We start from the raw sequence: 12,805 nt of genomic DNA on the forward strand, positions 1-12,805 counted from the left end.
AACGAAAGCGTTTACAATCTAAATATACAATATTAATTATCTTATAAGGAGTTGTAATGAAAGAAAAAACTAGTCTTAAAGTGCGGGTTCAGAAACTTGGAACAGCACTCTCAAATATGGTTATGCCTAACATTCCAATCTTAATTGCTTGGGGTGTTCTCACGATGTTCTTTATCCCAGATGGTTTCACACCAAACAGTACTTTTGCTGCTATGGTTGGCCCAATGCTTGTCTTTCTTATTCCAGTCATGATTGGTTATACAGGCGGTAAGAATATCTATGATCACCGCGGAGGTGTTGTTGGTGCAATTGCCACATTTGGTTCGATTGTCGCCACAGCAACAACTACGATGGGCGGTCTTAATGAAAACGGCAATGTTCCGATGATTTTAGGTGCTATGATTTTAGGTCCTCTTGGAGCTTGGCTGATTAAAAAATTCGACCAAGTCGTGCAACCTCATATCAAAGCAGGGCTTGAGATGTTGATTAACAATTTTTCAGCTGGTCTTGTCGGTTTTGGTATTTCATTATTTGCTGTAAAAGTAGTTGGTCCATTAGTTGCAGCTTTAACAGATATTATGGGGCAAGGAGTTGATTTCCTTGTTTCCAACCACCTTATTCCTTTAGCAAATGTCTTTATTGAACCTGCTAAAATTCTATTTTTAAATAATGCCATTAACCAAGGTATTTTGACGCCTTTGGGTATCCAACAAGCCAGTGAACAAGGAAAGTCACTGTTGTTTTTACTCGAAGCAAACCCTGGACCAGGTCTTGGTATTTTGATTGCATTTTGGCTCTTTGGTAAAGGTTCAGCAAAAGCTACAGCACCAGGTGCGATAATTATTCAATTTATTGGTGGTATTCACGAAATTTATTTCCCATACGTGATGATGAAACCAGCTCTGTTTTTCGCAGTAATTGCTGGTGGTGTATCAGGTACTTTGACAAACAATTTCTTAGGGGCAGGTCTTCAAGCACCAGCGTCGCCAGGTTCAATTATTGCCATCACAGGAATGGCTTCTGGTAAGGCTGCAGGAGGCTTGGGAAATATTCTTAGTGTTTGGGCCGGTATTCTTGTAGCTGCCGGTGTTTCCTTCCTTGTTGCGTCCTTCATTTTGAAACGTGACAAGTCAATGGTTGATGACTCAGCACTTGAAGAAGCACAAGCCAATGTTTCGGAAGCAAAGGCTGTTGCTAAAGGGCAACTTGCTCCATCTCACAAAGCAGTTGATTTTTCAGCGGTTAAACATGTCATTTTTGCTTGTGATGCGGGTATGGGTTCATCTGCGATGGGCGCATCCATCCTAAGAAACAAAGTTAATAAAGCTGGTTTGCCACAAGATGTTACAAATATTGCTATTGCTAATCTGAAAGCAGGGCCAGATACTATCGTTGTCACACAAGAAGAATTAGCTGCTCGTGCGGCGACAATGTCACCAGATGCAATTCGATATTCTGTTTCCAACTTTTTAAATTCACCAAAATACGATGAGATTATTTCCCAATTATCTCAAACACAGGCTTCAGAGCCATCTAAAAGTGAACCGGTAACCTTAACGAACAGTCCAACAGTAGAAGAAGAAATAGATTTGAATCAAATTGATGAGGTTGTCTTTGCTCATGATGGTGAGCATATCGGTTCCGCAACGATGGGGAAAGAAACATTAGGTGCCATCTTTAAGATGAATGGCATTCAGCTTCCGATTTCAGATGTAGAGTTTTTAGGTTTAGCAGCTTTCAATGCAGCAAACATCATGATTGTAACTACAGAAGAGTTTACACATCGTGCTAAAAGAGTTGCGCCTAATGCTCAATATCTCGAGGTTGAAAGTCTGATTACAACACCAAGATATGACCAACTTGTCGCACGTTTGAACAAGTTATAAACCAAAAGTAAAGGGGGAAACCTCGTGTTAGTAACACAACGTGAACAACAAATCATCCAAGAATTTTTAGTGAAGGAAACTCTGACCGTTGCAGATATGATGGAAGCGACTGGAGCCAGCAGAAGAACAATCTATCGAGATTTAGATAAATTTCAACTGACTTTGCCTAATATGGGTATTTATTTACGTACTTCAACAGAAGGCTATTATTTAGAAGGAGATCTTGCCCGGTTAGAGCAACTTCAGGAGCTCAAGGAGTTTTCGCCTCAAGAAAGACAAAAAGCTGAGATTGTTCTTTTAGTCACGAAGCATTATTCTCTTGAAGAATTAGCAGAACGTTTTGCAGTAAGTTTGCCCACTGTTATTTCGGATTTGAAACATTTAGATAAAATTTGTGAAGAAAATGAACTCTTTTTACATCAAGATGACGAAATTTGGATTACTGGAAAAGAAGAAAAAATTCGTTCGGTCTTGGTTTCGATATTAAATGACTCGATGAGTATCAGTGAAGCATTGAATGGCGATTTTGCGGAAGGAAAAATAGCTTCATTTTTGGAAACACAGTTTTTAGATACAGCAAAAGCAATCTTTGAAAAAAATGTCGAGATAAAAGCGGTCGATAAAAGTAAGGTTTTGATGCAATTTTTCCTTGGCATAACACTGCTAAGGATTAACCAAGGAAAGACAATTTCATCTGGACTTTGGCGTAAACCAAGTAAAGAAGCAATTGCCTTTGTAAGGGAAATTATCCAAGAGCTAGGGGGAACATCTTTTAGTCTCGCAGAGATTGTTTATCTAGCCAGTATTTATGATGTACTTTACTTTGGTTTTGGACGTGAAGTTCTTTTTATGGAAAAATTTGACAGTCAGTTTTCGTATAAAGTACGCCAACTGATCAGTGAGGTTTCACAAAAAATGGATATTGCTTTTATCAAAGACGATAAACTCTATGGCCTTCTTTATGCTCATCTAAAAGAAACAGAAATTTTACCGGATCTTTCCTCCGAAAAAGAAAATAAGTTTATCAAAAAGATTGAAGCGGACAACAAAAAAGTTTTTAAGGTTGTGCAGGATGTTCTGCCGAAAGTATTTTCACGGAAATTCTCCAGCACAGATACAGCTTTTGTAACTTTGCATTTCGTAGCGACTCTTGAACGAAGTGATTTGGTTCTTCCCTTAACAGCGGCTATTGTTACAAGTCGGGGGCGAATCTCTTGTGAATTTTTGATTAGTCACTTAAAGAAAAATTTCCCCTTTTTGAAGCGTATCGATATTATCCAATTGTCTGAAATTCCGGATCTGGAGCACTATGATGTAGTATTTACAACAGAAAAAGAGTTGAATTATATTTATGTGAGTCGTATATTGGATCAGAAAAATACGGATGATATTCGTCACCAATTGCGTGTAATTCAACAAGAGGCAAGGAAAGAAAATAGGGAAGATGAGCCTCGACATACAGTAGATCTAAGCAGGTTATTCAGTATAAGTAATACTTTATTAGAACAATTTTCTCTGGAAACTTTAGAAAATCCACCCCATTTGCAAGCTGTTATTGAACTTATTGTACAGCGCTTGGGTTTTTCAGAAAAAGAAGGATTGGCTCGGCTCTTGTTAGAACGTTTCGAGGCGACACATTTGGCCATTCCGGATACAAATATTGCACTGCTTCATGGTCTCCATGGAACAGTGCCGTATCCGCTTTTCAAAATATATGATTTAGAGGAGCACATAGAAGTAATTGCTATGAACCAAGAGAAAATAAGCGTTAATCGTGTTCTCTTGTTATTAGCACCTCCAGAAGTTGACCATTATGTGACATATCTCTTGGGAAGAATATCGAGCTCAATCATCGAAAATAAACTGTATACGAAAATTTATGATTCCGGTAATCAAGAAGTTGTCGAAGAGCTCTTAAAAATGATTATGACTGAATCAATCCAAAAATATGGAGAATAAAATGAGAATTCAAAGAAATCTGATAAAACTAAATAAGCATTTTGAAACAAAAGAAGAAGCGATTGAATATTGTGGTTCCTTGCTTCATGATGCAGGCTGTGTGACCGGAGCGTATATTCCAGCTATGGTTCAACGCAACGAGGAACTTTCTGTATATATGGGGAATTTTATCGCCATCCCTCACGGCACAGATGAAGCAAAAAAAGAAGTTAAAAAAACCGGCATATGTATTGTGCAAGTCCCTCGAGGCATAAACTTTGGTGATGCTGAAGAACGCAAAGTGGCGACTGTTTTATTTGGAATAGCAGGTGTGGGAGACGAGCATTTGGAGCTTATCCAAAAAATCTCGCTTTTCTGCGCTGATGTCGATAATGTCGTTAAAATCGCAGATGCACAAACTGTTGATGAAATCGCAGCATACTTTGAAAACTAGACAATCTCAAAAATCTTGGCACAGTAAAAAGTGCCAAGATTTTTATTTAGTAGCGGAAAGAAAACGATTACAATGAAGGAGTAAAAAGAAGAAATGAAGGTAAATACAAATGAAAAAAGCAGTACATTTTGGCGCAGGAAATATCGGACGTGGTTTCATCGGAGAAATCTTATATAAGAACGGTTTTGAAATTGCCTTTGTAGATGTTAATGAAAAAATCATCAATGCTTTAAATGAGGAAGGAAAATATACGATTGAGCTGGCAGAGCAATCGCATGAAAAAATTCAAGTCCATAGCGTTTCGGGCATTAACAATGCGCAGAACCCTGAAGCAGTAGTTGAGGCTATCGCAGAGGCTGATATCGTTACTACAGCGATTGGCCCCAACATACTTCCTTTTATTGCAGAACTGATTGCCAAAGGCATTCAAAAACGTAAAGCCCAAGGAAATCAAAAATCATTAGACATCCTTGCTTGTGAGAACATGATTGGGGGTTCTGAATTTCTTTTTGATAAGGTCAAAGAATACTTAACTCCAGCTGATTTAGAATTTGTAGATTCGAAGATTGGCTTTCCCAATGCGGCAGTCGACCGTATCGTCCCCAATCAATCCCATGAAGATCCGCTCTATGTTGTCGTTGAACCCTTCCGTGAGTGGGTGGTGGACGAAAGTCAACTGAAAAACAGTGAAGTAAAGCTTGATGGTGTTCATTATGCCAGAGATTTGGAACCTTATATTGAACGTAAACTCTTCTCTGTTAACAGTGGTCATGCGACAGTGGCTTATACAGGCGCATATTATGGTTACCAAACGATTTTAGAAGCCTTGCAAAATAATGAAGTATTGGCCTCACTTAAAGACGTCCAAGCTGAAACACGCCAGTTGCTCTTAGCCAAATGGGACTTTACTGAAGAAGAGTTGGAAGCATATCACGAAACGATTATTAAGCGCTTCTCAAATACAGAGATAGTGGATGAGATAAGCCGTGTAGCACGAACTCCGATGCGTAAGCTAGGCTACGATGAACGCTTTATCCGCCCAATCCGTGAACTTTCTGACCGCGGTTTATCTTATCAAAGCCATTTGGCAGTTGTGGGGAAAATATTTGCCTACAAAGATGAAAACGATAAAGAAGCAATGGCTTTGCAAGAAACATTAAAAGAAAAAGGGCTTAACGCAGTCATCCGTGAAGTCACTAATCTTACAGATGAAACCTTGATTGCGGAGATTGAAGCGAGTGCGAAAAAATATATGAAGTGAATTTCCCTTGAAAAAAGTTACGTTTTGATGAGGATTTTAACTTAGTTAGAAGACTAAAATGGTGAAAGAAAGGACTTTTCTGATATAATAAAATTATGAAGAAAAAAGTAATCGCTATCATCATCGCCTTATTAGTTGGTGCAGTTGGGATCTTCCTTTGGCAGACGAAGGTCTTTGCTCCAAAAACGGCAAAAGAAGAAGTAAAACAAGAGGAAAAATCAGGTCCTGTACGCTCAGAACTTACAGGCCTTGAAACGACAGCTGATAAGGCAAAACGTCCGATAACTGCTGTGATGGTGGAAAATTCACCAGAAGCGCGACCGCAATCCGGCCTTAAAGATGCGGGAGTGGTTTTTGAAGCTGTCGCTGAAGGAGGCATAACACGCTTTGTGGCCCTTTATCAGGAAGCACAGCCTGATTTGATTGGCCCTGTGCGTTCTATTCGTCCTTACTTTGTGGAGTGGGCAGCTGGTTTTGATGCTGGCTTAGCTCACGTGGGTGGCTCAGAGTTAGCCTTAGACATGGTTAAGTCGGGTGATTATGTCGCAGACTTAGATCAATTTAAAGCACCTGAGGGTATCTTCTGGCGTTCTGAGGACCGCGTGGCACCACATAATATGTATACGAAAATGAGTGGTTTGGACAAGTACATGACCAAGCTAGATAAGAAGAAATCTGATTTCCAAAGCTGGGACAGACAAGCACTCAAGTCAGATAAAACAGAAAGTGACCTGCCAGCTGCTCAAGCTATCAGACTTCCAGTCTCTACCGGTATTTTTGAAGTCAGCTATCATTACGATACAGCCAGCAAGACCTATCAACGTTTCCAAGGTGGTGAAGCACATCAAGACCGAGAAAAGGGTCAAATTTCACCAGATGTAGTCATTGCAATCATGGTCAATCAAAAACTATCCGCAGACGGTAACCACATGGACATCGAAACGACCGGTACAGGCAAGGCGTATATTTTCCAAAACGGCAAAGTCCAAGAAGGAAATTGGGCCAAACCAAATGCACAAACAAATATCAGCTTCACCGACGATCAAGGAAACAAAATCCCGCTCAAGTCGGGTCAAACTTGGATAACGGCAGTTGATAATAGTCGGGAAGTTGTTTGGGAGTAGTAGATGCTTAAAAAGAACAGTGAATTTCGCTGTTCTTTTCTATTTGAAGTCCTGCATGTTGTAATGGTGAGAGAATAATTTGATGGAGAAACACAAAAGGATATAGGTTTTATACATGAAGCAAGTTTTTATTTTTTCGGATAACCAAAAGGACAGTATTTTTTGCTATGAACACGATCCAGTTATCTTAGTTACAATGAATCGCGAAGATTTCCCTTATCTTAAGGAGCAAGAATTTTCTAAGTTTCCTGCTGTTTATGTGTTAATCGGGCAGAATAAAAGATACGTTGGACAAACAGCGGGTCAAACTATAACTCAGCGTCTATCTCAACATCTATCAGATGAAGCAAAAAATTGGGCAGAATCTGTGGTCTTTTTTTCAAGAAAAGATGGAAAGATGTCTAAAACGGAAACAGAGTATCTTGAGCATAAGCTTATTCAAGACTTTAAAACAAAATCTGATTTTGAGTTGACAAATTTGAATAATGGGAATACGTCTTATATAGGAAAACTTCAAAAGCTCCAAGCAGAAGCGTTATATGAAACAGTTTTTGAAATAAATGAAGATATTGCAAGTTTAAACTTCTTTGGAGAGGAATCACCTTCTTATGAATTAAAGCATAAAGAGGTCAAAACAGACAAGTTTGTGATTTCTTACGATAAACAAAAAATAACGTCAAATTCAGCAAGGAAGTTATTTGTAGAGTTTGTTAGAAATCTGTTGAAGGATAACAAATATTCAGAAAAAATAAAGTCATTAATTGTGGATGACCGTCCAAGTCATGCCTTTATTTTAGGAACAAAACGTTCAACTTATGGTGGACGTCCAAGCTCTGTTCAACTTTCAGAGAATATTTGGCTTTATACCAATTTGTCACGTAAGGATACTCGGCGAAAGTTGGAGAAATTGGCTGCTGATCTCAGTGTTAAAGTGGAATTAATTTGGGAATAAAAATCTGAATAGAAGTTCAGATTTTTTAAATACAATGAAATATTTTTATATTTCATTGTATTGTTTGACTTGTTTTTATTTAAATGATACAATTCTTTTATAGAAAGTCTGTGGAAATATAAAAATATTTCAAAAAATGTCGAGGTGAGAGCGGTTTGCTACAAAGAAAAATGAATGAATTTGTAAGTTTTGTTCCTGGTATTAACCCAACCCGAGCAGAAAAACAATACGGTACAAAAGATATCAACTATTACGATCAAAGCTCTTTTGAAAAAGATTACAATCATTATGATGGGACGTCTTTGAAAATTAATAAAAAAAATTATGATAATTTAGCCTTAAGTGAAGGAGATATTGTAGTAAGCAACGCATTACAGCTTGCAACTATAGTAAGTCACTGGAATACTGGCAAGGTTCCTTCACTCAATTTCACCAAGGTAGAATTTAAGAATGATGAGTTGGACAAGAGATATTTTGTCTATTTATTCAATGTTTATAGAGAAGTTCAACGCCAAAAAGAACGTGAGCTTCAAGGTAATGGACCCATACTTAGAATTCCAATTAAAGCATTGGGTGAAATAAAAATACCTTTTATTGGATTAGAAGGACAGCAGCAAACTGGGAAAGCTTATATTGAAATGCTAAAGCTACAAGGAAAATTAAATAGGTATTCTGAACTTATTGAACAATTTACAGGGGCTTTATTGGAAGAAAACTTGGAGGAGAAGTAATAGATGAAAAAAAAGACAAAATCAGAATTAGAATTCGAGCTTGAGGTTATTGAATATCTTACAAAAATTGGTGGGGTAAAGCAGTGGGAATATAAAAAAGAAATTAAAACTACTCAAAATTTATGGTCTAATTTTAAAAAAATCCTAGAGCAAAATAACCGAGCACGCTTAGATAATCCTTTATCTATTACAGAATTTAACCAAGTCAAGAAAATTATTTCTGATATCGAAACCCCATACCAGGCCGGACAATTTTTGCATGGAGTAAATGGTGTTTCGGAGATTGAAATAGACTTGGATAACGGGAAACATGTCTTTCTGACTGTTTTTGACCAAGCTCAAGTTTCTGGTGGAAACACAGTATATCAAATTGTCAATCAAATTGAACGCCCAAAAGTAGTTGATGGTAAGCAAGATAGACGATTTGATGTAACATTGCTGATGAATGGTTTACCTATTGTTCAGATTGAATTAAAAAAATCGCTTCACAATACGAGTGAATCACTCAACCAGATGAAACAATATATTGCCGAAAAGCAATACACTGGTATTTTTTCAACTATACAACTCCTTATCGCAATGACTCCACATGATATTCGCTATATGGCAAATACCACATTAGACAAATTTAATGAGGCATTTGCTTTTCATTGGCAAGAGGAAGGGAACAACCATCCTGTTCGGTCATGGAAAACTTTTGCAGATCAGGTTTTATCCATTCCCATGGCTCATGATATGGCAACTCAATACATGATCTTAGATGGTACAAAAAATAAGGAAGGGCTAAAAGTTATGCGCCCTTATCAAATGTATGCCACAAAAAGAGTGATTGAAAAAGTCCGTAATTTCAAATTTGATACAAATAATGGAAGATTGGGGTATATATGGCATACCACAGGATCAGGGAAAACAATTACTAGTTTCAAGACAGCTTGGCTTGCCAGTCGTCTATCCAATGTCGACAAAGTAATTTTCTTAGTTGATCGAGTGGCCTTGACAAATCAAACAGCAGACGCTTACCGTGCCTATGATCCTGTTGCAGGGTTTGAAGGTGCTTCAGGAATCGTTAGTGATACAGCAAATGTTTCTGATCTTCATAATAAACTTACAAAGATTAGTGACAAAAATATCATTGTAACAAGCATTCAAAAGATGTCGCGCTATGTATCACGCAAGGATTTTAAAGCTTTAGAAGAAAATATTTTATTCATTGTTGACGAAGCACATCGCTCAACAAGTGAAAAAAGTAATAAAAATGACAAAGACAGCCTAAGTATGCTTCAAGCCATTCGTAAAGCCTTACCGACATCTGCTTGGGTAGGTTATACAGGGACACCAAAATTCCCAGAAACAGAGCACATATTTGGCGAACCTCTTCACATTTACACGATCAAGGAGGCTATTGCAGATAAAAATGTTCTTGGTTTCAAGGTGGAGTTCAAAGAAACGATCACTCCACCAGAAAATCCAGAAGAAGCAGATATTGATGATAATATTCGAGGAAGTGTCTATGACTACAGTCCGGAGCATGTTCAGCTTGTTGTTGAAGATATTTTTAAAAACTGGAAAGAACGTTCGAATAATCGAAAATATAATGCTTTATTTACAGTTCATGTGGGTGGGAATAGAGCAAGTACACCACGAGCAATGGAATACTTTGATAAATTTTCTGAATTCAATGCAGAAAAGCCTGAGAAAGAACGCTTAAAAGTAGCCGTTAGTTTCTCGGCAGATAGTTCTAATGGAAAAAATCAGCTTACGACCAATGAGAACTTACATCGAGCAATCAAAGTTTATAATAAAATGTTCGGAACTGATTTCGACATGAAAACTGTCAAACAATACACTGAAGACTTAGCGCGTCGCTTGAATAAAACAGCAGATGATGGTAATTTTCTTGATTTAGTCATCGTTGTAGATCAGCTACTTACAGGATTTGATGCGCCGGAACTTAACACTCTTTATATAGACCGTACGCTTAAAGATGGAAACTTGATTCAAGCCTATTCGCGTACAAATCGTATGCAAAACTTGGTGGATAAACCTCAGGGAAATGTAGTTAACTATCGTTGGCCCGAACAAAATGAACTCGAAATGAACCGGGCTTTTGCTACTTATTCAAACCGTGACTCAGCAAATAAACAATTGTCGCTGGATGAGTTGAAAAAAGAAAATGAAGAATCAGGAATTCTTTCTAAACCTTTTAGCCAAGTACAGGAAGAAATGAAACAAGTAATTGAAGAACTTTCTGAGTTAACCGATGATTTTGTGCAAGTCCCACCAAGTGAAAAAGCACAGGATGATTTGTTTGAAAAGCTTCAAAAATATAACCGCTTGATGAGCAAACTTAAACAATACACTAAAGATGACGAAGGGTGTGAAATTTCCGCTTACGATAACCCGGAAGAATTTTATGCGGGACTTGGCATTACAGAAGACCAGGAGATCATGCTAACCACAGTTATTGCTGGGGAGCTCAAGGAAGGTCGAGCAGAGCGTGAAGAAATCGATATTTCACAAGTCAATCTATCGATGGTACATATCCACGAGGTTCGTATTAATTATGATTATTTGATTGAACTTATCGCAACAATGGCGGATCAAGTGCATGCTGATCAAATGACTGAAGCTGAAACAACAAAAGAAGAAATCCACCTCGAGCTTGCCAAATCCGAAAGTGAAAAAGAGAAAATTAAAGTGCGTAACTTTGTTTCTAAAATCTTCACTAAAGAGTTTACATTTGACCATTATCCTGCACCACGAGAAGTGGATAAGATGAATCAAGCAATGGATAGGGCTGAAAAGGATACAAATATCAAGCTTATAACACAATTCATCCGAACTTGGGGGCTTGATAACAGTACGAAACCAAAAGAACTCGCCAACTTGATCAAAAAACACCGTCGAGGACAAGAAGATTTAGATAAGCAAGGTGAGATGACAGCCATTATGAATGAAGCGCGTGAGGATTACAAAGAGATTGCGGAAGAAAACATCGCTTCTTTGTCTTGGGTAAAATATCGTATCGCATTTCGTGAAGCATTTTATGCGATGGCAGATGAAATTAAAAAAGGAGAATAACTCTTATAAATGGTATAATTTTAAAGGAAATAATTTATTTGTAAAAGGTGTAAGTTATTTAAAAATACCATGTATTGACGGGAGTTAATTTAAAAAATGAGTGAGAATGTGAAAAAAGAGCCGGATATACGGTTTGAGGGTTTTGTGGATGATTGGGAAGAGCGGAAGTTTGATGATAGCTTTAGTTTTCCCGTATCTACTAATTCGTTATCAAGAGCCATGTTAAATTATGACTCGGGTGAAGTTAAAAGCATTCACTATGGAGATATCCTAATTAAATATCCGTCTATTCTTGATATTAGAAGAGAAGAAATTCCATTTATAACGAGTGGAACTTTAGAAAAGTATAAAGAGAACATATTAGTAAATGGAGATTTAATCTTTGCTGATGCAGCTGAAGATGAGACAGTAGGAAAAGCTGTAGAAATCCATGGTATAACTGATGAATATATTGTATCGGGTCTCCATACAATTGTTGCAAGAGCTAGTCAACAGAACGCTAAGTATTTCCTAGGGTATTATATCAATTCTGATAATTATCATCGGCAACTTTTAAGATTAATACAAGGATCCAAAGTATCAGCAATCAGTAAAGGTAATCTACAAAAAACTCAGGTTACTTTTCCAAAGGAATATGAAGAACAACTAAAAATAGGGTATTTCTTCAAGCAACTAGACAATACCATTACCCTTCATCAACAAAAATTAGAATTACTCAAAAAAACTAAAAAAGGCTATCTTCAAAAAATGTTTCCCAAGAATGGTGAAACCGTTCCTGAAATTAGGTTTGAGGGGTTTAGTGGCGAGTGGGAATTTAAGCCTTTGGGAGACTTAGTAAAGATTTCCTCTGGTTTCACGGGAGATTCACTTCTTGATAATGGGAAATATCATTTAACGAGAATAGAAACTATCGCAAAAGGTGTAATTGATGAAAGTAGAGTAGGATATTCAAATATTCAACCACCTGACCGGTTTTTATTAAATAATGGAGATATTTTATTTAGTAATATAAACTCTCTTGCTCATATAGGGAAAACTGCTATTTATGATAAAGGAAAAGAATTATACCATGGAATTAATCTGCTAAGGTTAACTCCAAATAATTTTATGAATCCCTACTTCCTTTATTATCAATTAAATAGTGAGAAAAAGCTCAGGTGGGCTAAATCTCATGCTAACCAAGCAGTAAATCAGGCGTCAATTAATCAAACTGAATTAAGTAAGCAAATTTTCATGATTCCTAATACCAGTGAACAAGATAAAATAGGAATGTTTTTAATTAATTTGGACCATCTCATTAAGTATCAGCAGAAACGATTGGATAATCTTAAATACCTAAAAAAATCTCTATTACAAAAAATGTTTATATAAGGAGTTA

9 protein-coding genes are annotated in these 12,805 nt (G+C 37.2%); all 9 read left to right on the top strand.

The genetic code is table 11. From position 1 onward, the window contains the following. Window positions 1–56: 56 nt before the first annotated feature. The 9 genes from J0J35_RS02745 (at window position 57) to J0J35_RS02785 (ending at window position 12,798) form a co-directional block, all read left to right on the top strand. Window positions 57–1,886, top strand: a complete 1,830-nt coding sequence (locus J0J35_RS02745; RefSeq protein WP_206917612.1) for a PTS transporter subunit EIIC — start codon at window positions 57–59, stop codon at window positions 1,884–1,886. Between the two features lie 24 nt (window positions 1,887–1,910). Beyond that, a complete protein-coding gene (locus tag J0J35_RS02750) occupies window positions 1,911–3,845 on the top strand; it encodes a transcription antiterminator (RefSeq protein ID WP_206917614.1) in 1,935 nt (644 codons plus the stop codon). Window position 3,846: 1 nt separating this feature from the next. Beyond that, window positions 3,847–4,278, top strand: coding sequence for a PTS sugar transporter subunit IIA (locus tag J0J35_RS02755; RefSeq protein WP_206917616.1), 432 nt, complete (start codon window positions 3,847–3,849; stop codon window positions 4,276–4,278). Window positions 4,279–4,387: 109 nt separating this feature from the next. After that, complete coding sequence (locus tag J0J35_RS02760; RefSeq protein WP_206917617.1) at window positions 4,388–5,539, top strand: mannitol-1-phosphate 5-dehydrogenase; 1,152 nt, start codon at window positions 4,388–4,390, stop codon at window positions 5,537–5,539. Window positions 5,540–5,634: 95 nt separating this feature from the next. After that, window positions 5,635–6,663, top strand: a complete 1,029-nt coding sequence (locus J0J35_RS02765; protein WP_206917618.1) for a DUF3048 domain-containing protein — start codon at window positions 5,635–5,637, stop codon at window positions 6,661–6,663. A gap of 115 nt (window positions 6,664–6,778) precedes the next feature. After that, window positions 6,779–7,615, top strand: a complete 837-nt coding sequence (locus tag J0J35_RS02770) for a GIY-YIG nuclease family protein (RefSeq protein WP_206917620.1) — start codon at window positions 6,779–6,781, stop codon at window positions 7,613–7,615. 170 nt (window positions 7,616–7,785) lie between these two features. Further along, window positions 7,786–8,346 carry a restriction endonuclease subunit S gene (locus tag J0J35_RS02775; protein ID WP_242534056.1) on the top strand — a complete coding sequence of 187 codons (561 nt, stop codon included), beginning with the start codon at window positions 7,786–7,788 and terminating at the stop codon, window positions 8,344–8,346. 3 nt (window positions 8,347–8,349) lie between these two features. After that, on the top strand, window positions 8,350–11,427 hold the full coding sequence (locus tag J0J35_RS02780; RefSeq protein WP_206917624.1) for a type I restriction endonuclease subunit R: 3,078 nt from the start codon (window positions 8,350–8,352) through the stop codon (window positions 11,425–11,427). A 96-nt stretch (window positions 11,428–11,523) separates the two neighbouring features. Next, a complete protein-coding gene (locus J0J35_RS02785; RefSeq protein ID WP_206917625.1) occupies window positions 11,524–12,798 on the top strand; it encodes a restriction endonuclease subunit S in 1,275 nt (424 codons plus the stop codon). The last annotated feature ends 7 nt before the right edge of the window (window positions 12,799–12,805 follow it).

The organism is Lactococcus sp. LG606 (genome assembly GCF_017309645.1).
Lineage (GTDB): Bacteria > Bacillota > Bacilli > Lactobacillales > Streptococcaceae > Lactococcus > Lactococcus petauri.